Origin of the sequence: Actinosynnema pretiosum (assembly GCF_002354875.1) — a bacterium.
Classification (GTDB): Bacteria; Actinomycetota; Actinomycetes; order Mycobacteriales; family Pseudonocardiaceae; genus Actinosynnema; species Actinosynnema auranticum.
Genome location: NZ_CP023445.1, coordinates 2,725,170 through 2,750,493 on the forward strand (window position 1 = coordinate 2,725,170; position 25,324 = coordinate 2,750,493).

The window sequence follows — 25,324 nt, forward strand, 5'->3', positions numbered from 1 at the left end:
GCAGGTCCGGCTACAGGTCCCGCGCCACGATCCGGGCCAGGTTCCGCTCCGCCAGCGCCGTGATCGTCACGAACGGGTTCACGCTCGTGTTCCCCGGAATCAGCGACCCGTCCACCACGTACAGCCCCCGGTACCCCGCCAGCCGCCCGTGCCCGTCCGTCGCCCGCCCCAGCACCACCCCGCCCAGCGGGTGGTACGTCAGCCCGTCGCCCCACACCTTCCCCACCCCGAACAGGTCCGCCCGGTACACCGTCCCCTCGACCGAGTTGATCCGGTCGAAGATCGTCCGCGCCATGGCGACCGACGGCTGCTTCCACTCCTGCCGCCAGTCCAGCTCGACCCGCCCCGCCTCCGGGTTCCAGGTGAACCGCCCGCGCCTCGGGTTGGCCGTGATCGCCAGGTAGAACGACGTGAACGTCTCGACCCCGGTCGGCAGCGGGGCGACCTCGGCGAACGCCCCGCCCGCCGCCCAGTTGTCGATCCCGCCCGTGGGGATGCACGACTGGAGCGCCCCGGTCGGGTCGGACGCCTTGTTCGCCCGCCCCACCATCACGTTCCCGTTCTCCCCCCACCCCAGCCCGACCTCCGGGCTCAGCGCGGGCAGCGCCCCGGTGTCCCGCAACCGGGTCAGCAGCTTGCTCGTCCCCACGCTCCCGGCCGCGAAGAACACCCGCTCCGCTTCCACCCGCTTGGTGGAGGTCACCCGCCCGCTCGCGTCCAGCACGTCGAGCAGCGCCTCGTACCCGCCGCCGACCGCCCGCACGCTCGTCACCTCGTGCAGCGCCGAGATCGTCACCCGCCCGGTGGCCAGCGCCCGCGCCAGGTACGTCCTGGGCAGCGACAGCTTCCCGTGGTTGTTGCCGTAGATCACCTCGGCGGCCAGCGCCGACCGGGGCGCGGTCCCGGCCTCCTCGCGCTCCAGGTGCGCCCAGTCGTACACGCCGGGCACCAGCTCGAACGGGAACCCGGAGCGCCGCGCCTGCGCCCGCCCCACCCTGGCGTACCGGTAGCACTCGGCCTGCTCCCACCAGTCCGGGTCGACCAGCCCCGTGCCCAGCTCGGCGTTCGCCAGCGGGTAGTACGTCGAGTACATCTCCTCGGGGTCCACGCCCGGCAGGACCGCCGCGAACCGCTCCCGCCGGGGCGTCACCGCCATGCCCCCGTTGACCAGCGACCCGCCGCCGACGCCCCGCCCCTGGTAGACGGTGATCCCGGCGAACTCCTCGGCGTCCAGGACGCCGGTGCGGCGCGGGACGGCGCGGTCCACCGGAAGGCCGAGGAAGTTGCTGAGCGGCTGCTTGGTCCAGGTGCGCAGCCAGTACGAGCGCTCATCGGGGTTGAGCATGTTCGCGAAGACCTTGCCGTCCCACCCCGGCTCGTCCCACGACCGGCCCTTCTCGACCACGTGCACCGGCACGCCCGCCTGCGCCAGCCGGAGCGCGGCCACCGCGCCGCCGTACCCGGAGCCGACGACCAGCGCGGGCACGCGCGCCCCGTCGGGGATCTCGGCGGGGGAGCGGCCCGACGCCGGGCCGCCTGACGCCGGACTGCCCGACGTCGGACTGCCTGACGCCGGGCTGCCCGACGCCGGGGCGCCGCCGCCGAGCGCGGTCGCGCCCAACGCCGTGCCTGCGCCTGCGAGGAAGGACCTGCGGGAAACGGACCGGGTCACGGGACTGCCCTTCGCCGGGGGACGGGTGGGGCGCCTCGCGCGCGACCGGGTTCCCCGGTGGGGCGCGGTCCGCTCGTCGGGCGCCGAGCGGCCGGGTTCCCGCTCCGCCCGCCCCCTACCCGGCCCCGCCTACCCCCGGTCGCCTGCCGAGGTCAGCCGCAACGCCTGGACCTCGGCGCGCAGCGCCCGCAACTCCGCCAGCACCACCTGATCGGCCGTCCCCGGCTCGGGGGAGGCGGTCACGGCGGGTCGCTCCGGGCTCAGCTCGTGCTCCATCGCGTTGCACACCACCGCGATGAACAGGTTCAGCATCGTGAACGTGCCCACCAGCAGGTAGCAGACGAAGAAGATCCACGCGAGCGGCTGCCGCTCCATCAGGTCCCGCATCACGTCCGACCACCCGTCGCCGGTGGTGATCTGGAGCAGCGTCAGCACCGTGCTGCCGAGGTCGGCGAACCGCTCGTCACCGGTGGGGCGGAACAGGTTGATCGCGATCACGCCGCCCACGTACAGCAGCAGCACCAGCAGGCCGGACAGCGAGAGCAGGCCCGGCACCGAGCGGACCAGCGCGGTGACCACGCGCCTCATGCTCGGCACGATCGAGATCAGCCGCAGCACGCGCAGGATGCGCAGCGACCGCACCACGCTCAGCACGCCCGTCGCGGGCACCAGCGAGATGGCGACGACGAGGAAGTCGAAGCAGTTCCACGGGTCCCGGAAGAACCGCAGCCGCTCGGCGTACAGGCGCGCGGTCAGCTCGGCCACGAAGACGGCCAGCGCCAACCGGTCGATCCCGTGCAGCAGCCAGCCGTGGGAGGCCATGAGTGCGGGGACGGTCTCGCAGCCCAGGGTCACCGCGTTGACGACGATGACCACGATGATGAACCGCTGGAAGGCCGGGCCGTCGAGGAAGGCCTCGACCCGCTCGCGCAGAACCATTGTTCCGAGTGCTCCTACTCGATGTGGTGATCACTAGAACACTATCCGTAACCACCGACCCCGCCTCACCCCGCCGCGCAATCCGGTCGGACGAGCCGCCCGGTTCGGACAGCGACCACCACCCCCGCGCGGGGCCACCCGCTGCTCCACCCGGTGACCCGCTCAGTGACCCGCTCGGGGGATCTATTCCACTCTATTCCTTCAGTGCAGAACGAAACTGAACCGACGCCGAAAACCGGGGAACCCGCCCGTCCGCCGAGGCCGCCCCGAGTGGCGCTTCCCTCGTGGCCCGCACCACGCGCCTGTGCTTCCATCGGCGCCATGCCCACGATCACGACCAACGACGGCGTCGACCTCCACGTCGCCGACGAGGGAACCGGCTCACCCGTGGTGCTGGTCGCCGGTTACGGCGCGCCCGCCACCAGTTGGGCCTTCCAGACCGAGGCGCTCCTGGCCGCGGGCCACCGCGTCCTCGGCCTCGACCGGCGCTGGCACGGCGAGTCCGCCCGCCCGCCGCACGGCCACCGCCTCTCCCGCCACGGCAAGGACCTCCACGACGCCCTCGTCGCCCTCGACCTGCGCGACGCCGTCCTCGTCGGCGGCTCCATGGGCGTCGGCGCGATCTGGGCCTGCCTGAGCCTGTTCGGCGCCGACCGGGTCAGGGGCGTCGTCAGCGTCGACCAGACCCCCAAGATGATCAACTCCGCCGACTGGCCCTACGGCTTCTACGGCCTCACCGAGCAGAACTCCGGCGACTTCTTCGCCAGGGGCGTCCCCAAGACCGGCCGCGGCCACTCCGCCGCCAAGTCCCTCAAGTCCGCCGCCCGCCTGGTCAAGAAGGCGGGCATGGGCGCCGTCCCCAACGACCCCGGCAAGGAGACCTGGCCGCTCCTGCACGACCACGCCCACCAGGACTGGCGCGACGTCGTCCAGCGCTGCCCCGTCCCCGTCCTCATGATCGCTGGCCGCGACTCGCAGCTCTGGCCCTGGCAGCACGCCGAGGCCGCCGTCGCGGGCAACCCCGACGGCCGCGCCGTCGTCGTCGACGACTGCGGCCACGGGGCCAACTTCGACCAGCCCGACCGGGTCAACGCCGAGATCCTGGCGTTCCTGGGGGACCTGTGAGCCTGCTCGACGCCCTGGCCGACCTCGCCCTGCCCGATCCGGCCCTCACCGACCCCGACGTCCTCGCGAGCCTGAGCCACGACGACGCCGAGTGGGCCCCGGTCGGCGCCCCGCTGGCCGCCGTCCGCCCGCGCACCCCCGAGCAGGTCCGCGACGTCGTCCGCGCCTGCCTGGCGCACGGCGCGCCGATCGTGCCGCGCGGGGCCGGGACGGGCCTGTCCGGCGGGGCCAACGCCGTCGACGGCTGCATCGTCGTCGCGCTCGACCGGATGAACCGCGTCCTGGAGATCGACCCGCTCGAACGCCTCGCCGTCGTCCAGCCCGGCGTGATCAACGACGACCTGCGCAAGGCCGCCGCCGAGCACGGCCTGTGGTACCCGCCGGACCCGGCCAGCTCCCCGTGGTCCACCATCGGGGGGAACGTCGCCACCAACGCGGGCGGCCTGTGCTGCGTGAAGTACGGCGTCACCCGCGACTACGTCCTCGGCCTCCAGCTCGTCACCGGGACGGGCGACCTGGTCCGCCTCGGCCGCCGCACCGCCAAGGGCGTCGCGGGCTACGACCTGACCGGCCTCGTCGTCGGCTCCGAGGGCACCCTGGGCGTGGTCACCGAGGTGACCGTCCGCCTGCGCCCCCTCCCGCCTCCGGCGGTCACCGTGGCGGGCTACTTCCCGTCCGTCGTCACCGCCGGCGAGGCGGTCCGCGCGACGGCGGAGGCGGGCCTGACCCCGGCCGCGCTGGAGCTGGTCGACCGGCACTGCCTGCGCGCCGTGGACGAGTGGAAGCGCACCGGCGTCTCCGCCGACGCGGACGCCGTCCTCCTGGCCAGGTTCGACGACCCCGGCGGCGCGGCCGAGGCGGCGGCCGAGCGGGTGCTGGCCTGCTTCGAGGCGGCGGGCGCGACCTGGGCCGCCCGCTCCACCGACGAGGCCGAGTCCGAGGCCCTGTTCTCCGCGAGGCGCCTGGCCTACCCGGCGCTCGAACGCCTCGGCCCGGTCCTCACCGAGGACGTCTGCGTGCCCAAGGCCGAGGTCGCGCGGATGCTGGGGCGCGTCGAGCGGGCCGCCGAGCGCCACGACGTCACCATCGCGAACATCGCCCACGCGGGCGACGGCAACCTCCACCCCCTCCTCGTCACCCCACCGGGCGACGAGGCGGCGCGGGCACGCGCGCAGGCGGCGTTCGACGAGATCGTCGCGGCGGCCCTGGAGCTGGGCGGCACGGTCACCGGCGAGCACGGCGTCGGCCTGCTCAAACGACCGGGCCTCGCGGCCGAGCTGTCCCCGGAGGTGCTGGCGATGCACCGCGCCGTGAAGGCCGCGCTGGACCCTTTGGGCCTGCTCAACCCCGGCAAGGCGTTCTAGCCGCGGGCCGGGACCGCGGCCGGTCCCGGCCCGGCGGCGCTAGAACCGGTCCCGGCGGATCGCGTCCAGGAACCTGCTGAGGGCGGCGGGCGAGGTCCGGACGACCCCGGCGCCGGGCGCCTTGCTGTCCCGCACCCGGTCCAGGGTTCCGGCCACCTCGACGCAGTCGGACTGGGAGCCGCTCCTGCTGCTCTTGCGCCACTGCGGCGACGTCGGTTGAGCCATGCCTAGGGACCCTTCTCCTCGATCAGCTTCCGGATCAGTCGCACAGAGTCTGCCTCGTCCATCGAAACCGACAGAAGCTGGGCGCGCTGTCGAACGTAGATGTCGGTTTCCGCCGGGTCCACGAAGAACGCGCCCGACCTGGAGAGTTCCACGTGCACGATCGGCGGTTGGTGATCGAATTCGAGGAGCATGAAAGGGCTGATCAAGGCTGAGTGGCTGGCAGAGTTGACGGGAATCAGCCGGATCGCGACGCGCTCCCGCTCGGCCATGGCGACCAGGTGGCGCAGTTGCGCGCGGTGCGTGTGCTCGTCGCCCAGCCGCCGGTGCAGCACGGTCTCGTCGATGATCGCGGTGTAGTGGACCCGCTCCAGCATCCGCTGGCGGTGCGAGCGCCCCATCAGCCGCGCGCCGATGTCGTGGTCGGGGATGCCGTCGAGCCGCATGAACGCCGAGGCGGTCTCCATCGTCTGCAACAGGCCGGGGACCAGCAGCGGAGACCAGTTGGTGATCGACACCGCTTCGTTCTCATAGGTCGCGAGCGTCACCGACTCGTTCGGCAGCCCGGCCCGGATGGTCTCGATCCAAGCCGGTTCTTCCGGTGTGCGGGCCATCGCCATCAGGCGCTCGCGCTCGCCCCCGACGATCTTGAAGATCGCCAGGATGCCGCTGACCTCCTCCGAGTCGACCGGCCGCTTGCCGGTCTCCATGCGCGAGACCTTGGCCTCGCTCCAGCCCATCCGGTCGGCGACCTCCTTCATGGAGAGGCCGCTGCGCTTGCGGATCACCCTGAGTTGGGCACCGAGGCCCTGTGCCTTCTTCGCTGGCGTGCTCACCGACGCTCCTCATTCCGCAGCATTCCGCAGGTTCACCCGATCGGGGTGGTCAAAACTTGCGTTTGAACTTCTGATCTTGCGCAAGTCCTCATATTCTGTCGCAAGAGGGTCCCAGGGTGCGTGGGGATCTTCAAGGCGACACGTTCCTCTTCGGACGGTGCACGGACCGGCTTGAGGGCGCTCGACGTGATCAACTGCTTCGGGTGGTGTTGCCGGAATAACGACCCCTTGGACCTCACGGAAAGGCGTGCCCATGGCCGACACCCGCAGCAGCGACACCCGCGGCGACACCCGCGGCGGTGCCACCCGCAGCAGCGACTACCGCGAAGTGCTGGCGCTGGAGGCCCGCGCGCTGGCCCCGCGCCTGTTCGCCATCGCCTACGAGTACGGCGACGGCGAGGACGGCGAGATCGCCGCCTACGGCCTCCAGTTCGACGACCACGTCGACGCCACCGGCGTCGACGACAACCACCGCACCCGCGCCGAGAGCGCCGAGGGCGTGCGCGAGCTGTACGCGTGCTTCGCGCTCGACGTGGACGTCACCACGCATTTGCTATGGCTCGACCGGCCAATGCCCGAGTCCGCTCCCGAATCCACCTCTGATTTCACCCGTTCGAGCGGTATCTCCACCATTTTCGGTGAGAACGGGTGAACTTCCGCCCCCGGTGATCGGGGCTCATCGCGCGAATTGCTGATCCACGTCGTCGGAAAGCCCGTCGACCAGGGATGGCATCATCGCCAGCAGCGCGCCGGTGAGCACCGATTCGCCGTTCGCGAGCGTGGGGCGGGCGGACACGCGCGTCCAGTGCAGCTCGCCGACGATGGCGGTGTTGAACAGCAGCGCGACGTCCAACCACGTCCGCCCCGGCCGCAGCGCCAGCCCGTGCGCGGTCGCGACGTCCCGGTACAGGTCCGCCCAGCGCGGCAGCAGCTCGTCCAGGTGCGCCTTGCAGAACTCGCGCACCCGCGTGTGGTTGGGCAGCGCGCTCTGCAGGATCGCCTGCACGCACACCAGCGGGTCGCTGCGCAGCGCCTCCAGCTCGGCCCGCGCGAGCAGCCTGACCAGCTCGCCGAGGCTCACCTGCCCGATCATCGCGGTGGTCGCCGCCCGCACCCCGTCCATCCGCCGCAGCTGGGGGGTCAGTCGGAACACGTACGAGATGAGGTCCTCGCTGTACCGGTCCTTGCGCTCCCAGCGGTGCCGGAACATGTTCACGCTCAGCAGCAGCTCCTGCGCCTCCGGGCGGGCGAGCACGCGCTCGCGCGAGAGGGAGTCGAACAGCCGCGACGGGGTCCCGTGGTCGAAGTCCGGGCCGGTGTGCTGGATCAGGTCCTCGCGCAGCAGGTCCAGGCCGATCTCCAGGAACGCCCGCGTCTCCGGGCTGTTCGCCAGCTTCGCCCTGGTGCGCGCCATCATGCCGGTGCCGATGTCGCGCAGCACCGGACCGAGGTCGTCCAGCCCGTCCACCACCCCTGTATTGGACTCCGGCATTCCTCCCGGCCTTTCTCCGGTCACCCGGAAGAGGGGACCCGAGTCGGTTCCCGCGTTCTGGGGTGGATATCCGGGTGCGCCCACTCGGTGTTACCCGAGTGGACCCGCTCACCTCGGTCCGCTACCGCAAGTCGGCTTGGACTGTGGCGCGTTCGGGTGGTCATCATGGAAATCGGGGGAATTTCCGCGAACGGAGGTCCGGGATGTACATCACGCTGCGATTGAGGTCGGTGGTTCGGCTGTCGCTCGGGTCGGCCGCCGCGGGCGCCGTCCTGGTCACCGCGCTGTTCGTGACCGCGGGGGTGGGGACGGCTCCGCAGGGGCCGCCTGCGGTGTCGGTGGCCCCCGCGGTCCAGCCGGTGCGCCCCTGACGGGCGGCCGGACGCGGGCGGGCGCCGACGGGGCCGGGGGAGGGCTAGCGGCAGGGCGTCCAGGGGGTGGCCTTGAGCGAGAGCTGCTTGAGGACCGCGCTGCGCCCGGCCGCGTTCGCCTGGGCGCAGAACCCGCCCGTGCGCGCGCCCCGGTCGGAGTACTCGATCTGCACGACCGGCTTGCCCGCGTCCAGGAACGGCTTGAGCAGCCCGCACTCGTCGAACTGCCCGCACTGCTCGTTCACCGCGAAGTCGAAGTTCCCGACGAGGTCCTTGACCTGGTCCAGGTCGTTCTTCAGCCCGACCGCGAGCCCGTGCTTGCGCGCCACGGCCGCGATCGAGCGGTTGTACCTGAGCTGGTGAGCGGCGGTCAGCGGGAAGCCGGTGCTGTTGGCCCAGCCGTCCACATTGTCGAACTCGACCGCGTCGAACCCGGCCCTCGCGCACTGGGCGACGCGCGCCTCCACGATCGGCAGCAGCGCGGCGGTGTCGCGCACGTCCAGCCACTTCTCGCCGGGCCACTCGTCCACGTCCGCGCCCTTGACCGAGGCCGGGTAGGCGGCGGCGTCCGGCCGCCACCGCTCCCAGGTGCCCGCGTCGACGTAGCAGACCGCGCGGGCGCCGACCCCGTGGACGGCCTGCACGGCGGCGGCGTTCGGCGTCCGCCCGTCCGGCCCGTGCAGGTCGATCTCGTACACCGTCGGCTTCACGCACGACGGCCCACCGGTCGCGGGCCTGCCGCACGGGCTGATCGTGATGCCACCTGCCGTGCCCGCGCCGCTGGAGGCGGGGTTGAGCTGGTACTGCCACCGGTCGGCCTTCACCGGCCGCCACGACGGCGAGGCCGCGTCGGCCGCGGGCGCCGCGATGGCGACCGTCGCGAGCAGGGCGGCCACGAAGGCGACGAGGTTCCGCTCGGTGGTGCGCAGGCGCATGGAACACCTTCCCGGTGTCTGGCGTGACCGACCCCGGCCACAACGACCCGCCCCACCCGCACCTGAGCGGACCCCGGACGAGGCACCCAGGCGTGGACGCGCACGAGCGGTCACGGGCCAACCGCGCATTCGCGCACACCTGGCAAACCGAGCAGCGCTCATCCGAGCACCCCGCCGCGACACCGCAGGGCCAGCGCTCACACCCCGCCTGCCCGCGCCCCTGCTGCCCGCGGCCGGTTGCCCGCGCCCACCGGTCCGCCGCCCACCTGCCCGCTGCCCACCAGCCCGCGGCGTTCAGCCGCCCCCGGCCCTCACGCGATCACCACCGCCACCCCCACCGCCCGCAACCGCGCCAGCTCCTCCTGATCCGCCGCGGCCCCCGTCACCACCACGGACACCGCCGTCACCGGGGCCACCCGCGCGAACGCCCGCCGCCCCACCACCTCCGGGTCGGCCAGCACCACCACCCGCCGCCCGGTCGCCATCAGGCTGTGGTCGGTGTTCGCCCCGATCTCGTCGCACGAGCTCACCCCGAGCACCGAGTCCACCCCCGCCGCCGCCAGGAACACCACGTCCACGCTGATCCCCGCCAGCGCCCGGTCCGCGATCGGCCCCACCAGGTCGTACGAGTCCGGCCGCACCCCGCCGCCGGTCACCACCAGGTCGATCGACGGCCGCACCGACAGGTCGCTCGCGATGTTGAGCGCGTTGGTGACCACTTTGAGCGGCTTGCCCGCCGCGAGCAGCCTGGCCAGCTCGGTCGTGGTCGTGCCACCGCCCAGCCCCACCGACCGCACGTCCTCGTCCACCAGCGCCGCCGCGGCCTCGGCGATCCGCCGCTTCTGCTGCTGCCCGCGCCCCGCCCGGTACCGCTGCGGCAGCTCGTAGATCACCTCGGTGGACACCGCGCCGCCGTGCGTGCGCTTGAGCAGCTGCTGCTCCTCCAGCGACCGCAGGTCCCGCCGGACCGAGGCGGCGGACGCGCCGGTCGCCCCGGACAGCTCGCCCACGGTGACCGAACCGCTGTGGTTCAGCCGATCGAGAATGAGCGAAAACCGATCCTGCTGCCGCATTCGATCAGTGTAAGGACGGCTAACGCTCACCCGCCCCCGCGAATTGCGGCGTGCCGAAGCAACGGCAACGCCATCACCTGGTCGAATTACCTCCGTCCGGTGGCCGGGCCGGACCGCCCGCGCGCGCAGCGCCCGCCCACGTGCGTCCGGGTGAACGAGGGTGAACGGCGTCCAGGTCCTGCTCATCGTCGGGGCGGGGCTCGCGATCACGGCGGTGGCGCGGCGCAGGGGCGTGGAACCGGGCCTGGTCGTGGTCGTGCTGGCCGCAGCCGCTTCGTTCCTGCCCTTGATGCCGAAGCTGGAGCTGGACAGCGGGCTGATCCTGGCGATCGTCGTCCCGCCCCTGCTCTGCTCGGCGGCGCGGGGCGCCGCGTTCACCGGGTTCGGCGCGAACCTGCGGCCGATCGTCCACCTGGGCGTGGTGCTGGTCGTGCTGACCACGTTCGCGCTCGGCCTCGCGGCCTCCTGGGCGCTGCCCTCGCTGGGCGGCATCGCCCAGTTCGCCTACAAGCTCACCGTCGGCGTCCTGGTGGGCGGCGCGTTCGCCGCCGCGACCCCGGCCGTCCGCAAGCGCCCTGGCAGCACCACCCTGGAGACAACCCTGGTCCTCCTGCTGCCGTTCACCGTCTGCCTGGCAGCCGAGGAGGTCCACGCCTCCGGGATCATCGCGGTGGTGGTGGCGTCGTTCGTGTTCGCCTACATCGGCCTGCCCCTGCGGTTCGTGCTCGCCGAGCAGGAGGACCTGGGCGCGGTGCTGCCGGCGTCCGGCGTGCTGCTGGTCGCCGCGATCGCCCTGCGCCTGGTCGGCGTCCACGCCCTGTTCGGCCGCTGGGCGCTGTCCCTGCGCCTTGCGGGCCGCTCCCCGCGCGAGCGCGCCCGGCCGCCGCCGCCCGCGCCTGGGCGCCCCGACCGCGAAGGAGAACCTGCTGGTCGGCTGGACCGGGATGCGCGGCATCCTGACCCTGGCGGCGGCCTCCGCCGTCCCGGAGGCGGCGCCGGGCAGGGACGCCGTCCAGGCCACCGCGCTCCTGGTCACCCTCGGCGCCCTCCTCCTCCAGGCCCCGACGATCGGCCCGCTCGCCCGCGCCCTCCGGTTCGACGTCCGCCAGGCCGCCGCCGAGCCGGGGCCCCGGCACTAGCACGGGCCCCGGCGCCGCCCCCTACCGGTGCGCCAGCTCGTAGGCCTCCACCACGTCGGCCGGGATCCGCCCCCGGTCCGCGACCTGCCGCCCGTTCGCCCGCGCCCACTCGCGCACCGCCGCCAGGTTCGCCGCCCTCGGCGCCGCCGCCCGCGCGGCCCCCACCGCCACGGGCGCGGCCTGCCGCACCGCGTCCCGCACCTCCTCGGCGCTGCGCGCCACCTCCAGCTCCGGGGCCGACGACAGCGTCGCCACCGACACCCCCTCGCCCAGCGACGCGGCGACGTCCCGCAGGTGCCCGTGGTGGCTCAGCACGATCACCTGCCACTCCCGCGCCAACCCGGCCATCACCCGCAGCGCCGCCCCGGCCCGCGCGTCGTCGAACGTCATCAGCACGTCGTCCAGCACCACCGGCAGCACCGGCAGCCCCCGCGCCGCCCGCTCCCGCTGCAACGACGCGATCCCCGCCAGCCGCAGCGCCAGGAACACCTGGTCGGCGGTCCCCTCCGACAGCTCCTGCGGCGACCGCTCCCGCTCGTCCGCCCCCACCACCGCCAGCGCCGCCGACCGGTCCTGGTGCGTGCGCAGCGCGACGTACCGCCCCTCGGTCAGCCGCTCCAGCAACCGCCCGGCGGCCTCCAGCAGCGGCGACGCGTGCTTGCGCTCGTACGCCTCCAGCTCCCGCCGCAGCAACCGCCGCTGCACCTCCACCACCAGGTAGTCCTCGACCCGGTCCGCGACCTCGGCCAACCGCTCCCCGGCCCGCGCGTGCAGCTCCGCCGCGCCCGGCCGGGCCAGCAGCTCCTGGTGCCCGACCCGCGTCTCGGCCAGCCGGTCCCGCACCTCCTGGTGCCGGGAGACCGCCTCGTCGTAGCGCGCCTCGGCCGCCCGCGCCGCCAGCGCCAGCGCGTCGTCGTCGGTGGCCGCGACCTCGTCCACCACGTCGTCCACGTCCACGTCGGGCAGCGCCGCCGAGATCACCGCCCGGTGCTCCCGGTCGGCCTCGGCCAGCTCCACCAGCTCGCGCCCGCGCGCGGCGGCGGCGTCGAGGTCGTCGTCGTGCTCGGCCCGCAGCCCGTCCAGCAGCGCGGTCAACCGCTCCCGCTCGGTCCCGACCTCCGCCACCCGCCTGGCCAGCCGATCCACCCGCTCGTCCAGCCCGCGCACCCGAGCCGCCCCGTCGCGCGCCTCGGCCAGCCGCTCGGCCAGCTCCTCGGCCGCGCCCGCCCCGGCGGGCGCCCCGTGCCGGGCCGCGACCCGCGCCAGCTCGTCCGCGAACTCCGCGCACCTCCGCCGCAGCACCGAGGCCGCCGACCGGTGCGCCTCGGCCCGCCGGTGCTCCTCGCGGGCCCGCTCCAGCACCTCGCGCCGCCGCTGCCACCGCACCGGCGGCACGTCCGCCAGCCCGGCCTCGTCCAGCAGCCGCGCCCAGCGGCCTGCCGCGGCGTCCCTGACCTGGCGCAACCGGTCCAGGTCCTGCACCGCCCGCTCCCGCACGGCCCGCCGCTCGCGGGCCACGGCCAGGTCCGCCTGCGCCTGGCGGTGCTCGTCCAGCAGCGCGCGGGCGGCGACCAGCAGGCTCTCCAGGTCCGCGTCCGGCCTCGGCCGCCCGGCGTCGGCGAGCACCCCGGCGAGGTACTCCCGCTGCCGCTCGACGTCCGGCCGCAGCGCCTCGGCCCGAGCCCGCGCCACCCGCGCCCGCCCCGAGGCGTCCAGCGCCCCGGCGAGCCGCTCCCGGAACGCGCCCCCGTCCTGCGGCAGCGGCGCGGCGACCCCCGCCCACACGGCCGTCCACGCCCGTTCGGCGTCCCGCTCCGCCTCGGCGGCGACCGCCACGGCGGCCCGGCACCGCTCGACCCCGGCGCTCTCGTGCCGGTGGTCGGCCACCAGCACCGCCCGCCTGCCCGCCTCCTCGCGGTGCGCGGCGACCCGGTCGGCGACCCGGTCCGCGCCCGCGACGGCCCGTTCGAGGGCGACCGGCAGCTCCGGGTCGTCGGCGGGCGCGGCGCCCGCCAGCCAGGCCCCGAGCGCGCGGGCGAGCAGCGCGTCCCGCTCGGCGCGGGCGTCGTCGACGGCTCCGGGGGCCGGGAGGTCGCCGGTGGCGGCGTCCTCCAGCTGCGCGAGGAGCGCGGCGACCCGCTTCTCGCCCTCGTCCACGAGCCGAGCCGCGTCCGCGAGCGCCTTGCGCCGCTCCACCAGGCCGGCGCCCGCGACCCGCACCGCCTCGGCCGACGGCACCGCCCCGACCCCGTCCAACGCGTCCGGCGGCAACCCGATCGCGGCCAGCAGCCCGACCCGCTCCCGCTCGGCGTCCGCCTCGTCCTGCCGCGCCTGCCGCAGCGCCGTGAACGCCGACCCGGCCCCCTCGACCGCCGCGACGACCTCCCGGACCGCGTCGGCGAGGGCGTCGTCGGGCACGTCGAGCGGCTCGACCCCCTCCTCGACCCCCTCCAGATCACGCGCCCGCTCGACCACCCGCGCCTCGGCGTCGTCCAACGCCTTGGCGGCGACGTCCAGCTCGGCGGCCAGGTCGTCCCCGACCCAGAGCCCCGCCAACAACTCGGCCACGCTCCGCGCGTCGCCCTGGGCCTGGCAGGCACCTGCCTGCCCCGCGCTCACCTGACCGGCACCCGCCAGCTCGGCACCCGCCAGCTCGGCACCCGCCAGCTCGGCACCCGCCAGCTCGGCACCCGCGTACCCAGCTTCTGCAAGCCTTGCATCTACATGCTCGGCGTCAGTAGCCTCCGCATCTACATGCTCTGCGTCAGTAGTCCCCGCATCCGCGTGTTCGGCGTCCGTCGTCCCCGCATCCGCGCGTGCGCCGTCCGCGGCCTCCGCCCCCGCGCGTGCGCCGTCCGCGGCCTCCGCACCCGTACGTTCAGCGTCCGCCGCTCCCACACCCGCGCGTGCGCCGCCCGCCGTCCCCCTGCCCGCCGCCCTCCCACCCGAAGCTGCCCCACCCGAAGCCGCTCCGCTCCCCACCGGCTCGACCAACCCGGCCAGCGCCACCCGCGCCCGAGCGTCCGCCGCCTCGGCCTCCGCCTCCTCGCCCTCCGCGCGCTGCGCGTCGTCCTGCCGCGCCGCGTGGTCCCGGTACAGCCGCCCCACCGGTTCCGCGTCCGCGAGCAGCGCCTCGTCCACCCGGACCGCGTCCCGCTCGCCCTCGGTCTCCGCGACCTCCCGTGCCAGGTCCTCCGCGACCCCGGCCAGCTTCTCCAACCGCTCCGTGGCCCCCTGCCACGCCGCGATCCCCTCGACCCCCAGGAACGGCCCCGCCCGGTGCAGCTCCGCGACCCGCCGCCGGGTCGCCGCCAACCGCCGCGCCGTCTCCGCGACCCGCACCCGCGCCGCCGCCCCCAGGTGCCCGGCCTCGGCCTCCCGCAGCTCCGCCGCCGCCGTCTCGGCCCGCCGCGCGAGCGCCGCGACGTCCTCCTCGGCCCTGCGCACCTGCGTCGCGTCGGCCATCGCCCCCGCGATCTCGCCCTCGACCTCCAGGTACCGCTCCAGCGCCTGCCGGGTCACCACGCTCCGGCTGCCCCGGTGCTGCTTGTACAGCGCGTCCGCCCGCGCGGTCAGCTCGTCCAGCAGCAGGTGCACCGACCGCCCGCTGCGCGCCCGGAACACCAGCGCCGCCAGGTCGCCCTTGGCCTCGAACAGGTCCTGCCCGCCGAGCCGCAGCATCTCGTGCGACAACCCGAACGAGGTCAGCCACCGCGCCCGGTCGTCCCCGTCCCCGCGCCACGGCTCGCCACCCCCACCGCCGCCCTCGAACCCGACCAGCCCGGACGCCGTCCGCGCCACCTCGTGCTCGACCCCGTCCAGCAGCACCCGCGCGCCCACCCGCAGCTCCTTGCGGGGGTAGCGGAACGCCCGCCCGGACTGCTGCGGGATCGACCACAGCAGGTCGGCCAGCGCGTCCAGCGCCGTCGACTTGCCCGTCTCGTTGGGCCCCAGCACCAGCGTCAACCCCGGCCCGAGGTCGACCGCCCGGTCGGCGAACGCCCCGTACCGCTCCAGCACCAGCCGGGTGATCCGCATCAGCCCTCCTCCGCCGACAGCCGCGCGACCAGCCCGTCCACGGCCGCGCCGACCACCCGCTCCAGCACCGCGTCGTCGTCCAGGTCCAGGTCGGTGCCGCGCAGGTGGCGGCCGAAGTCGCGCTGCAGCGGGCGCACCACCTCGGCCAGCTCGGCGAAGTCGGCCCGGTTGCCCAGGATCGCCTCCAGCAGCTCCCGGTCCGCCGGGTTGACCTCCTGCGGCGCGAGCGCGCGCGACCGGGCCTTCTCCAGCGTGATGTGCTTGCGCTGCGCCAGGGCCAGCACCTGCTCGTGGAAGTGCTCCCGCCGCCCCAGCGCGCCCGCCGCGCGGGTGCTGCCGGTGACCGTGACGCGCGCGACGAGCCTGCGGCCGTCCGCCGAGGCGCGGGCGTCGTCCAGCGCTGAGTCGACCGCGTCGAGCACCTCGTCGAACGTGCGCAGCCCGCTGGCGTCCACGCTCAGGTGCTCCCAGCGGGCCACGTCCAGCGGCACGAACCGGGTCCGCGCCCGCTGGTCGTGCTCGACGTCCACGACCAGCGCGCCCTTCGCGCCGGTCTCGCCCGCGTGCCTGCCCTGGAGGTTGCCGGGGAACGCGGCCACCCGCTGCCCGTCGTTGACCACGCGGCGCTGGTGCACGTGCCCGAGCGCGAAGTAGTCGTAGTCGCACTGGGCGAGGTCGTGCGGCGTGCACGGCGCGTAGGTGGCGTGCCCCTCGGCCCCGTCGACGGCGGTGTGCAGCAGCCCCACGTTCACCAACCCGCGGACCCGTTCGGGGTACGCCAGAACGAGGTTCTCGGTGACCGCCCGCTGCGCGAACCCCTGCCCGTGCACGGCGAGGCCGAGGTCGTCGTCGATGGCGGTCTGCGCCTTGTCGGTGGCCATGACCGTGACGTTGTCGGGCAGCCGGACGGCCTTGGTGACCACGCTCTGCGCGTCGTGGTTGCCCGCGACCACGTACACCTTGACGCGGTTCTGGTGCAGCACGTCCATCTGCTGCGCGAAGAACCGCCCGGTGGCGTAGTCGGGCCAGTCGCCGTCGTAGACGTCGCCCGCGAGGACCAGCGCCTGCGCCCCCTCGCTGACGGCGAGGTGCACGAGGTTCTCCAACGCCCGCCGCGAGGCCCGCCGCAACCCGTGCGCGGTCTCGTCGTCGGCGAACCGGGAGAGCCCCCGGAGCGGGCTGTCGAGGTGGACGTCGGCGGCGTGCACGATCCGCATCACCACCACCCCGTCCCGGCCGAGCGCGCGCGTGAGATGACCATGATCAGGACATCGCCCGATCGCGCGCTTCCGCTACGACGAACGCCACACCGGTGGGGAGAACGGGGTCGCATGGGGCCCACGATTCCACGGTGGCGCCGAGCACCGGGGAGGCGGTGCCCTGGGCGCGCCGCGTGGCGGGGGCGACGACGACCGGTCGAACGGGTGAACACGCGGGTGGGTGGTCAACGAGCGCAGGGTGATCACCGATTCCCCTTCGCCGGGAAAACCCGGGGCGTGGTGATGGCGCTGTTCGGCGGCAAGGCCAAGGCGGAGGCGCGGAGCTGCGCGACCTGACCGCCGCCGTCGAGCGCTCCCGCGCCGAGCAGGCGGCCCTGGTGGCCCAGGGCGACGCGGTCGCCTGCCACGTCAACGGACCGTCGACGGCTCGGCCGAGGAGGGGTAGCGCCTCGGGCGGGCATGGCGAAGCTGGTGCTGCGCGCCTGCAACGCCGAGGCCGACAACGCGGCGCGCGGGAGCAAGGCGCACACCCGCGAGGCGGTCAAGGGCAAGCTCACCGCCACCAGGGGGACCATCGGCCAGCTCGGCACGTCGATGCGCGTCCCGGTGTCCACCGAGCACCACCGGCTGCGGCTGCTGGAGATCGACCCGGCCGCCGACCACCTCGCCAAGGCGGAGACCGGGCTGGAGCAGGCGCGCGAGCAGCCGGCCGGGGTGGACGAGGCGATCGCGGGCGTGCGACCTGGCCGCGAACGTGCGCACGGGCCACGTGCACGTGATCTCCGACATCGGCGCCTTCGGCCCGGACGTGGTCAAGATCAGCATGACCCGCGGGCTCGACCCCGTGGACCGGGTGCGCGAGCTGGGCGACGGTCGTCACCCCCGACAGCGGCGCGGACGGGGACCTGTCCGACGACGGCGCGGGGTGACCGCGGTCCCCGCCCGCCGCAGGGCCCTACCCCTCCGACGCCGCCAAGCTCCCCAGCAACCCCAGCGCCTCCGCCGACCGGCTCCCCGGATCGGCCTGGTACACCGCCAGCTGCTGCCCCGGCGCGCTGTTCACCGTCAGCGCCTCGTACGTCAGCTCCAGCGCCCCCACCAGCGGGTGGTTGAAGCGCTTGCGCTCGGTCGACTTGCGCCTCACGTCGTGCCTCGCCCACAGCCGCCGGAACGCCGCGCTCTTGAGCGACAGCTCGCCCACCAGGTCGACCAGCTCCGCGTCGTGCCGCCCGCTCGCGTCCGCGCTCGCCCGGAGCCCCGCCACGGTGTTCAGCGCGATCTTCTCCCAGTCCGGGTAGAACGTGCTCGCGTCCGGGTCCAGGAACACCAGCCGCACCAGGTCGTCGCTGTGCTCGTGCCCGGCGAACAGCGCCCGCCCGAGCGCGTTGTGCCCCAGCACCGCGAACCTCTCGTTCAGCACCAGCGCGGGCGTGTCCGGCCAGCTCTCCAGCATCCGCAGCAGGCTCGTGCTGACCTGCTCGCGCTTGACCGCCCTCCTGCGCGCACGCGGCGCCGGGCGGGCCAGGCCGCGCAGGTGCGCCACCGCGTCCTCCTCCAGCCGCAGCACCCCGGCGAGCGCGTCCAGCACCTGCTCGGACGGGTGCTTCTCCCGCCCCTGCTCCAGCCGCGTGTAGTAGTCGGTGCTGACCCCGGCCAGCTCCGCCACCTCCTCGCGCCTCAGGCCTGCCACCCGCCGCGTGCCGCTCGCGGGCATCCTGACGTCCTCGGGTCGCACCAGGGCGCGCCGCGCGCGCAGGAAGGTGCCGAGCGCATTACCGTCCATGCCCCCGAGGTTAGGTCAGCAGCGCCCACTGAGGGTGGGTGCGGCTCACCCTGGACAACCGGACCGGGTCAGGCTGCTTCACCCGCCTGGAGCAGCGGCGCGGGTACGTTGGAGAGCGTGACCACCCCTTCACCCCGCCGTCAGGCCAGGACGAGGACCGCGCGCGTGCTGCGCACCGAGCGCCTCTCGCCCGCGCTGGTCCGCGTCGTGCTGACCGACGTCGACGGCCTCGCCGAGATCGAGCACTCCGACAGCTACCTCAAGCTCCTGTTCCCCCGCGAGGGCGTCACCTACCCGGAGCCGTTCGACATCGCCGCGATCCGCGAGTCCACGCCGCGCGAGCAGTGGCCCCACAGCCGCACCTACACGGTCCGCCGCTGGGACGGCGCCGAGCTGTGGATCGACTTCGTCGTGCACGGCGACCGGGGCGTCGCGGGACCGTGGGCGCTCAAGGCGCAGCCGGGCGACCTGCTGCGCTTCGCGGGCCCCGGCGGCGCGTACACCCCGGACCCCGAGGCCGACTGGCACCTGCTGGCGGGCGACGAGAGCGCCTGGCCCGCGATCGCCGCGTCCCTCGACGCGCTGCCGGAGGGCGCGCGGGCCGAGGTGCTCGTCGAGGTCGACGGCCCCGAGGACGAGCAGCCCGCGCCCGTGCCGGTGCGCTGGCTGCACCGCTCGGCCGGGCAGCGGGTCGCGGCAGCGGTGCGGGAGCTGGAGTTCCCGCCCGGCCGGGTGCACGCGTTCGTGCACGGCGAGGCGGGCATGGTCAAGGAGCTGCGCGGCCACCTCCGGCTGGAGCGCGGCATCCCGCGCGCCGACCTGTCGATCTCCGGCTACTGGCGGATCGGCTCCGACGAGGACGGCTGGCAGGCGGGCAAGGCGGAGTGGAACCGCGCCGTCGAGCAGGAGCAGGAGAGCTGAACCGCTGACCCGGTCGTGTTCCCCCGCAAAGGGGAACGCGACCGGGTGCGTCACTTCCCGTAGTGCACCACGTGCTCCAACCCCAGCGGCGTGGCGGGCGGCAGCGGGTCACGCGCCGCGAACCCCTGGATCAGGTAGCCCACCAGCCGCCGCGACGCCGCCTCGGCCGCCTCCCGGCTGTCGGTCACCAGGCCGCTGTTGGCCATCAGCGCCATCGTCAGGTCGTGCATCTCGAAGTCGGCCCGCAGCCTGCCGCCCGCCTTCGCCCGCTCGACCAGCCCGGCGAACCGCTCCAGCGCCCGGTCCCGCGCCGCGTCGTCCACCGCGTCCGGGAACATCCGCAGGAACGCCGCCGTGAACCCCCGGTCCTCGGCCTGCTTCAGGCACACCTGCTCCAGCAGCCAGCAGAACCCGTCCCACGGATCGGGTAGCTCCAACGCGTGATCCACCAGCTCGACGCACTCGCAGAGCGTGTCCGCGAACGCCGCCGACACCAGCGCGCCCTTGGTCGGGAACCGCCGGTACAGCGTCGCGACGCCGACCCCCGCGCGCCGGGCGATCGTGGTCATCGGCGCGTCCAGGCCGCGGCTCGCGAACACCTCGCGGGCGGTGACCAGGATGCGGTCGCGGTTGTCCCGCGCGTCGGCCCGCAACCGCTCTGCGGGCGCCTGCTCTGCGGGCGCCTCGTCCACGTGCGCCCGAGCGGCGGGCAACTGGGGGTCCACGGTCTGCACTTCTCTCACTTTAGCCCAAGTGGAACGTGCCTTCCATTTTCTCCGCTAGCGTGGCGACCAAGCGGAGAACACACTCCACTTGTCCGTATCCCGGAAGGTTTTCGCAGGTGAGCGAGATGCGCGCGGCCCGGTACGACCGATACGGGCCACCCGAGGTCCTCTACGCGACGACGGTCCCCAGGCCGGTCGCCGGACCGGGGGAGGTGCTCGTGCGGGTGCACGGCTCCAGCGTCAACGGCGGTGAGACCAAGGCCAGGGCGGGCGGGATCAAGGTGATCACCGGCTTCCGCTTCCCGCAGGCGGTCGGCATGGACTTCGCGGGCGAGGTCGCCGGGGTCGGCGCGGGCGTGGACGTGGTCGCGCCCGGCGACCGGGTCTGGGGGTTCCTCGGCCGGACCACCCGCGGGGCCGCCGCCGAGTACGTCGTGGTCCGGCCCGGACTGCTGGCGCGCGCCCCCGAGGGGGTGGACCTGGTCGAGGCGTCCGCGCTGCCCGGCGTCGGCACGACCGTCATCACCGCCCTGCGCGACAAGGCCCGGCTCAAGGCGGGGGAGCGGCTGCTGGTCAGGGGCGCGTCCGGCGGGCTCGGCAGCGTCGCGGTCCAGCTCGGCAAGGCGTTCGGCGCGCACGTGACGGCGCTCGCGTCCCGCGCGAACCTGGACTTCGTGCGGGAGCTGGGCGCGGACGAGGCGGTCGACTACCGCACGCCCCTCGGCGAGCTGGGCGCCTACGACGTCGTGCTCGACACCTTCGGCGACCGCCCGTGGGCGTGGCGGCGGCTGGCAGGCCCGAACGGCCGGATGGTCGCGGTGGCCTTCCGCGGCGTCGCCGACGTCGCGTACCTGGCCGCCGCGCCGCTGCTGCCGGGCAGGCCGCTGAGGTTCTTCAGCGGCAATCCGGGGCACGCCCTGTTCGCCGACCTGACCCGCTACGTGGAGTCCGGCGCGATCCGCCCGGTCGTGGACACCGTTCACCCGCTGGAGCGCATCGCCGACGCCCACCGCGCGCTCGAAGCCGGTGGCGTGCGCGGCAAGCACGTGATCAGCCTGAGGTGAGGGGCCCCGCCGCCCGCACCCCCAGGGGGCGGGCGGCGGGTGTTCCGTCAGCGGTTCGGAACGGCGCGCGCCCTCTCCGCGTCGAGGTGCGGTCGGGGCGCGGCGCGCGAGCCGGGGGGCGTCCGAATTCCACCTCCGGTGTGCGGCCCACCCTGCCTCCACCCGGTCGGGCAACGCCAGCCGCCGTAACGGTGAATGGTGTGGGGCAAGAACTACGCAGCGAAGTGCAACGCCGCTATCCCTTCCCCGGAAAGGGTTGCCTGCGAGACAATGGGAATCCCGGATGTCCACTGTGGAAACACAGGGTTTTCCCGGATGCTGCGCACGCCCTGAGGGCGTTCTTCACCCGTGCGGAACGGACGAGTTCACACCATCCGGCGAACATCGGCCGTTCGAGGTGTAGCGACACCCCTGGGGGCACCAGCCTGCTGCGCAACGCCGCACCGGGCCGCGCTCCACCGCGCCGGGCGGCCGAGCGCCAGTCCGCAGTGGACCGGGGCGCTCCAGTCCGACGAGGAGCCGCCAGGTCATGCCCTTCCCCGCGCACCGCGTCCTGCGCCGCCCGCAGGCCACCTCCCCGGCTCCCGCGCAGGTCACCCGGTGGCGCGGGGCGTGGCTCGTCATCGGCGAGGCCGAGGCGCGCGCGGCCCTGACCGACCCGCGCCTGCGCCCCACCACCCCCGCCGCGCCCCCGGAGCAGCCCCCGCCGGACCCGTCGCGGTCGCACGCCAGGCTGCGCCGCTTCACGGCGCGGGTCGTGACGGCCCGCCACGTGGAACGCGTCCGCCCGCGCACGACGAGCACGGCCAAGGCCCTGCTCGACCTGATGGCGAACGGCGGCGAACCGGTCGACCTGGTGACCGGGGTGGCGCGCAGGCTGGCCGTGGCGACGGCGTGCCAGGTGCTCGGGATTCCCGAGCGGGACCGGGCCGAGCTGCGGGAACTGGTGGAGGAGCTGCACGCGGCCCGGAAGGCGGCGACCGGCAGCCAGGGGGCAGGCCGCCGGGGGACGGGCCGCGCGGGGTTCGCGGGAACCGGGCCGGGGTGGGCCGAGATCGCGCGGGCCGAGCTGGGGGTGACCGACGCCAGGCCCGATCGCACCGCCCAGGGCAGCTCCGGTCCGCACCACGCTGACCGGGACCACGCTGACCGGGACCACGCTGACCGGGACCACGCCGGCCGGGACCACGCCGGCCGGGACCACGCCGGCCGGGACCACGCCGGCCGGGACCACGCCGCGCCCACCGGTGGTGTGCCGGGCTGGGCGGCTGCGGCCAGGGCCGAGTGGGGGCTGGAGGACCGGCCAGCGGGAGGTCGGTCGGCGGGGGACCGGTCGGCGGGGGACCGGTCGGCGGGAGAGCGGTTGCCAGGGGAGTGGTCGGGCGGAGATCGGTCGGGCGGTCGCATCGCCTGGGACGAGGTCGTCCGGGGCGCCGACGACACCGAGCGCGCCGCCCTCCTGCCCACCACGCGCGGCCGGGAGCGCCCCGCCCTGAAGTGCCTGACCTGGGACCCGCCCGCCCCCGGCCAGGCCACCCCCGACCACGCCGCCCCCGACCGTCCCGCCCCCGACCGTCCCGCCTCCGACCACCCCACCAGGGAAACCCCCGGAACCCCCGCCCCCCACCCCGCGCGAGCCGAGTCGGACCTGCGCCGCTACTTCGCCGCGCTCGGCAGGCGCCGCCGCACCGCCCCCGAGGGCGACCTGATCAGCACCCTGGCCACCGCCTCCGTCGACGGCGACCGCCTGGACGACGACGACCTCGCCGACCTCGGCGCCCTCCTGCTGACTTCGGCGCACGGCGCGACCGCCGACCGCATCGCCGCCACCGCCCACACCCTCCTCACCCACCCCGCCGACCTGGCCTGGCTCCGCCGCAACCCCGAGCACCTCCCCGCCGCCCTGGACGCCCTCCCGCCCCCGACCCGCCGCCCGCGGGGCCCGGCGCTGGCCGAGGCGGACGTCGAGCTGGGCGGCGTGCTGATCCGGGCGGGCGAGCGGGTGCACGTCTCCGCGCTCGCGGCCCACCCCGCCGCCGCCCCGCGCCCGGCCCCGCCCTGGGTCGGCGCCCGGCTGGCGCGCATGGACCTGGAGGTCGCGATCGGCGCCCTCCTCCCGCGCTTCCCCGGCCTGCGGCTGGCCGTGGACGCCGACCAGGTCCCCTGGCGCCACGGCGCGCCCGAGTCCCTGCCGGTCGCCTGGAGCTGACCCCCGGAGCCCGCTACCGCGCCACCCCCGCCTCCGCCTGCGTGAACCGGTCCGCCACCTCCCGCAGCACGTCCACGCACGCCCGCACCACCCCGCGCTCCACGTCCTCCGCCCGCGTCACCGCCAGGATCCGCCGCCCCAGCACCGGCCGGGTCGCGATCATCCGCACCCCCTCCGGCACCACCACCCGCCCCAGCCTCGGCACCACCGCCGCCCCGACCGTGCCCGCCACCAGCGCCAGCTGCGTCGGGTACCCGCCGACCGCGCTCGTGATCCGCCCGCCCAGCCCCTCCCCGCGCAGCACGTGCTCCAGCCACCCGTGGCACCCGGTCCCGACGCTCCACCCGATCCACCCGATGTCGTCCACCTCGGCCAGGTCCACCACCCGCCGGTGCGCCAGCCGGTGACCGGCGGGCAGCGCCAGGTCGGCCACGTCCGCCATCAGCTCCACGCACACCACCCCCTCCGGCAGCCGCACCGGCAGGTCGTCCCAGCTGTCCAGGACCGCCACGTCCAGCTCGCCCGAGACCAGCCGGGGCAGCGACTCCTCCGCCTCGCCCTCCCGCAGCACCACCGCCAGGTCCGGGTGCCGCTCCCGCAGCGCCCCCAGCGCGGGCGGCAGCAGGGCCTGCAGGGTGGTCGGGATCGCGCCCACGCGCAGCGTCCCCGTGACGTCCTCCCGCAGCAGGTCCAGCTCGGCCCGCGCCCGCGCCAGCTGCTCCAGCACCCGCCCGGCGTGCCCGGCCAGCACGTGCCCGGCCGTGGTCAGCCGCACCCCGCGGCCCCTCGGCTCCAGCAGCGGCTGACCCGCCTCCCGCTCCAGCTTGGCCAGCTGCTGCGACACCCCGGAGGGCGTCACGTGCAGCGCCGCCGCCGCTCCCGCGATCGAACCGTGCGCCGCCACCGCGTGCAGCGCCCGCAACCTCTCCAACCCGAACACGGTAGGGAAGCTACCGGCTTCTGCTGAAAAACAATTACTTGTGCTGCTTAGTTGCCCTGATCAAACTAATCCGGTGACCCGCCTGACGACCGTGGACCCGAGGCTGACCGCCGTGCTCGGCGGGCTGTGCATCTCGCTGGCCTCGGTGTTCATCCACTTCTCGAACACCTCCGCGCCGACCAGCGCGTTCTGGCGCTGCCTGATCGCGTTCCCGGTGCTGCTCGTCCTCTGCGCGCGCGAGCGCCGCACCGAGCGCCGCGCGGGCCCGGTCCGGCGGAGGCCTGCGCTGGTGCCGCTGCTGGCGGGCGCGGCGCTGGGCGTGGACTTCGTGCTGTGGGCCGAGGGCATCCGGATGGTCGGCGCGGGCATCTCCACGGTGCTGCTGTCCGTGCAGGTGGTCATCGTGCCGACCGCCGCGTACCTGCTGCACGGCGAGCGCACGAGCCGCCGCTTCGTGGCGACCGTGCCGGTGCTGCTGCTCGGCGTGGTGCTGGCAGGCGGCCTGGCGGGCACCCCGGTGTCCGGCGCCGACCCGCTCGGCGGCGCGCTGGCCTCGCTCGGCGCGGGCACGGCGTACGCGTTCTACCTGCTGCTCGTGCGCCGCGGCGGGGGCGGCGTGCGGGCGCTGCTGCTGGCCACGGCGTCGGCGGGGGCGGTCGCGGCGGCGTTCGGCGTGGTCACCGGGAAGCTGGACCTGACCCCCGGTTGGGCGTCGCTCGGCTGGCTGGCGGCGTTGGCGCTCATCGGGCAGATCGTGGGCTGGCTGCTGATCTCGGCGGCGCTGCCCCGGATGCCCTCGTCCACGGGCGCGGCGCTGATGCTGGTCCAGCCGGTCGGGTCGGTGGTGCTCGGCATCGCGCTCATGGGCGAGCGCCCGAACGCGATCCAGCTCGTCGGCTGCGCGGCCGTCCTCCTGGCCGTCTACGCCGGAACCCGCGCCCCGCGCGCCACCCCGGACCCCGCAGCCCCAGGACCCGCAGCCCCGGAACCCGCCACCCCCGAGGCCACCAGCCCGGCGCCCGACAGCCCGAAGCCCGCCGCCACCCCCGCGAACCTCCCCGCGCGAACCTGAGCCCCGCCCGCACCGGGCGCGCGCCCGCCGGAAGTGCCAGGCCAGCCGTGTCGCCGGTCACGCCCGCTTGGCCCAACGCCCTCCGCTCTGTACCGTTCGGACCGCAAGCGAAGGGGAGTAGCCCCCCAACGTCCCGATCGACACACTGACCCGCTCGCGGGTCCGGTCGGGCGGCCTCGGTCTC

At 75.0% G+C, this 25,324-nt stretch carries 22 protein-coding genes and 1 pseudogene; 10 read left to right on the forward strand and 13 right to left on the reverse strand.

The features are described from left to right. Positions 1 to 10: 10 nt before the first annotated feature. Complete coding sequence (locus tag CNX65_RS12320; RefSeq protein WP_096492912.1) at positions 11 to 1,672, reverse strand: GMC oxidoreductase; 1,662 nt, start codon at positions 1,670 to 1,672, stop codon at positions 11 to 13. 129 nt (positions 1,673 to 1,801) lie between these two features. After that, positions 1,802 to 2,611, reverse strand: coding sequence for an ion transporter (locus CNX65_RS12325; RefSeq protein ID WP_096492913.1), 810 nt, complete (start codon positions 2,609 to 2,611; stop codon positions 1,802 to 1,804). Between the two features lie 321 nt (positions 2,612 to 2,932). On the opposite strand from CNX65_RS12325, the gene CNX65_RS12330 reads away from it, so the two are divergent. Both CNX65_RS12330 and CNX65_RS12335 read left to right on the forward strand, forming a co-directional pair. After that, positions 2,933 to 3,736 (forward strand): alpha/beta fold hydrolase, encoded by an 804-nt coding sequence (locus tag CNX65_RS12330; RefSeq protein WP_096492914.1) that lies wholly within the window; start codon positions 2,933 to 2,935, stop codon positions 3,734 to 3,736. Next, positions 3,733 to 5,100: an FAD-binding oxidoreductase gene (locus CNX65_RS12335; protein ID WP_096492915.1), complete on the forward strand. Its 1,368-nt coding sequence runs from the start codon at positions 3,733 to 3,735 to the stop codon at positions 5,098 to 5,100. Before CNX65_RS12330 ends, CNX65_RS12335 begins: the two co-directional genes overlap by 4 nt. 39 nt (positions 5,101 to 5,139) lie before the next feature. Here CNX65_RS12335 and CNX65_RS12340 read toward each other — a convergent pair whose 3' ends face one another. Both CNX65_RS12340 and CNX65_RS12345 read right to left on the reverse strand, forming a co-directional pair. Next, the gene (locus CNX65_RS12340) at positions 5,140 to 5,325 is read right to left on the reverse strand and encodes a DUF397 domain-containing protein (RefSeq protein WP_096492916.1); all 186 of its coding nucleotides are present in this window, start codon (positions 5,323 to 5,325) and stop codon (positions 5,140 to 5,142) included. A 2-nt stretch (positions 5,326 to 5,327) separates the two neighbouring features. Continuing rightward, complete coding sequence (locus tag CNX65_RS12345; protein WP_096492917.1) at positions 5,328 to 6,158, reverse strand: helix-turn-helix domain-containing protein; 831 nt, start codon at positions 6,156 to 6,158, stop codon at positions 5,328 to 5,330. Positions 6,159 to 6,411: 253 nt separating this feature from the next. Between CNX65_RS12345 and CNX65_RS36090 the strand changes: the two genes are divergently transcribed. Next, positions 6,412 to 6,810 carry a hypothetical protein gene (locus CNX65_RS36090; protein ID WP_177154396.1) on the forward strand — a complete coding sequence of 133 codons (399 nt, stop codon included), beginning with the start codon at positions 6,412 to 6,414 and terminating at the stop codon, positions 6,808 to 6,810. A gap of 24 nt (positions 6,811 to 6,834) precedes the next feature. Here CNX65_RS36090 and CNX65_RS12355 read toward each other — a convergent pair whose 3' ends face one another. Then, entirely contained in the window at positions 6,835 to 7,674 is an 840-nt protein-coding gene (locus tag CNX65_RS12355) for a hypothetical protein (RefSeq protein WP_157767606.1), read from the reverse strand. Between the two features lie 179 nt (positions 7,675 to 7,853). Here CNX65_RS12355 and CNX65_RS35285 point away from each other — a divergent pair, with 179 nt between their 5' ends. Beyond that, positions 7,854 to 8,021, forward strand: coding sequence for a hypothetical protein (locus CNX65_RS35285; RefSeq protein WP_157767607.1), 168 nt, complete (start codon positions 7,854 to 7,856; stop codon positions 8,019 to 8,021). 44 nt (positions 8,022 to 8,065) lie between these two features. Here the strand turns inward: CNX65_RS35285 and CNX65_RS12360 are convergent, their stop codons facing one another. From CNX65_RS12360 to CNX65_RS36095, 3 genes are all read right to left on the reverse strand, one after another. Beyond that, positions 8,066 to 8,956 (reverse strand): endo alpha-1,4 polygalactosaminidase, encoded by an 891-nt coding sequence (locus tag CNX65_RS12360; RefSeq protein WP_157767608.1) that lies wholly within the window; start codon positions 8,954 to 8,956, stop codon positions 8,066 to 8,068. 311 nt (positions 8,957 to 9,267) lie between these two features. Continuing rightward, on the reverse strand, positions 9,268 to 10,029 hold the full coding sequence (locus CNX65_RS12365) for a DeoR/GlpR family DNA-binding transcription regulator (protein WP_015801264.1): 762 nt from the start codon (positions 10,027 to 10,029) through the stop codon (positions 9,268 to 9,270). Between the two features lie 73 nt (positions 10,030 to 10,102). After that, positions 10,103 to 10,843 carry a hypothetical protein gene (locus CNX65_RS36095; protein ID WP_177154395.1) on the reverse strand — a complete coding sequence of 247 codons (741 nt, stop codon included), beginning with the start codon at positions 10,841 to 10,843 and terminating at the stop codon, positions 10,103 to 10,105. 34 nt (positions 10,844 to 10,877) lie between these two features. Here CNX65_RS36095 and CNX65_RS36100 point away from each other — a divergent pair, with 34 nt between their 5' ends. Then, positions 10,878 to 11,168, forward strand: a complete 291-nt coding sequence (locus CNX65_RS36100) for a cation:proton antiporter domain-containing protein (protein WP_177154394.1) — start codon at positions 10,878 to 10,880, stop codon at positions 11,166 to 11,168. A gap of 21 nt (positions 11,169 to 11,189) precedes the next feature. On the opposite strand, the gene CNX65_RS12375 is transcribed toward CNX65_RS36100, so the two are convergent. Together CNX65_RS12375 and CNX65_RS12380 are read right to left on the reverse strand one after the other, a co-directional pair. Further along, on the reverse strand, positions 11,190 to 15,206 hold the full coding sequence (locus CNX65_RS12375) for an AAA family ATPase (RefSeq protein WP_096492920.1): 4,017 nt from the start codon (positions 15,204 to 15,206) through the stop codon (positions 11,190 to 11,192). After that, positions 15,206 to 16,423 carry a metallophosphoesterase family protein gene (locus CNX65_RS12380; RefSeq protein ID WP_096497746.1) on the reverse strand — a complete coding sequence of 406 codons (1,218 nt, stop codon included), beginning with the start codon at positions 16,421 to 16,423 and terminating at the stop codon, positions 15,206 to 15,208. Before CNX65_RS12380 ends, CNX65_RS12375 begins: the two co-directional genes overlap by 1 nt. Positions 16,424 to 16,885: 462 nt before the next feature. On the opposite strand from CNX65_RS12380, the pseudogene CNX65_RS36860 reads away from it, so the two are divergent. Then, a pseudogene (locus CNX65_RS36860) lies at positions 16,886 to 16,999 on the forward strand (hypothetical protein); the annotation flags it as partial. A 382-nt stretch (positions 17,000 to 17,381) separates the two neighbouring features. Here CNX65_RS36860 and CNX65_RS12390 read toward each other — a convergent pair. Next, the gene (locus CNX65_RS12390) at positions 17,382 to 18,209 is read right to left on the reverse strand and encodes a helix-turn-helix transcriptional regulator (RefSeq protein WP_096492921.1); all 828 of its coding nucleotides are present in this window, start codon (positions 18,207 to 18,209) and stop codon (positions 17,382 to 17,384) included. 117 nt (positions 18,210 to 18,326) lie between these two features. Here CNX65_RS12390 and CNX65_RS12395 point away from each other — a divergent pair, with 117 nt between their 5' ends. Next, positions 18,327 to 19,130, forward strand: coding sequence for a siderophore-interacting protein (locus CNX65_RS12395; protein WP_096497747.1), 804 nt, complete (start codon positions 18,327 to 18,329; stop codon positions 19,128 to 19,130). Positions 19,131 to 19,180: 50 nt separating this feature from the next. Here the strand turns inward: CNX65_RS12395 and CNX65_RS12400 are convergent, their stop codons facing one another. Continuing rightward, complete coding sequence (locus CNX65_RS12400; RefSeq protein ID WP_096497748.1) at positions 19,181 to 19,855, reverse strand: TetR/AcrR family transcriptional regulator; 675 nt, start codon at positions 19,853 to 19,855, stop codon at positions 19,181 to 19,183. 125 nt (positions 19,856 to 19,980) lie between these two features. Between CNX65_RS12400 and CNX65_RS12405 the strand changes: the two genes are divergently transcribed. Then, complete coding sequence (locus CNX65_RS12405) at positions 19,981 to 20,919, forward strand: NAD(P)-dependent alcohol dehydrogenase (protein ID WP_096497749.1); 939 nt, start codon at positions 19,981 to 19,983, stop codon at positions 20,917 to 20,919. Positions 20,920 to 21,448: 529 nt separating this feature from the next. Next, positions 21,449 to 23,128, forward strand: a complete 1,680-nt coding sequence (locus tag CNX65_RS12410) for a cytochrome P450 family protein (protein ID WP_096492922.1) — start codon at positions 21,449 to 21,451, stop codon at positions 23,126 to 23,128. A 13-nt stretch (positions 23,129 to 23,141) separates the two neighbouring features. Here the strand turns inward: CNX65_RS12410 and CNX65_RS12415 are convergent, their stop codons facing one another. After that, complete coding sequence (locus CNX65_RS12415; protein WP_096492923.1) at positions 23,142 to 24,068, reverse strand: LysR family transcriptional regulator; 927 nt, start codon at positions 24,066 to 24,068, stop codon at positions 23,142 to 23,144. Positions 24,069 to 24,141: 73 nt separating this feature from the next. Between CNX65_RS12415 and CNX65_RS12420 the strand changes: the two genes are divergently transcribed. Further along, entirely contained in the window at positions 24,142 to 25,140 is a 999-nt protein-coding gene (locus CNX65_RS12420) for a DMT family transporter (RefSeq protein ID WP_232519801.1), read from the forward strand. Positions 25,141 to 25,324 lie beyond the last annotated feature (184 nt).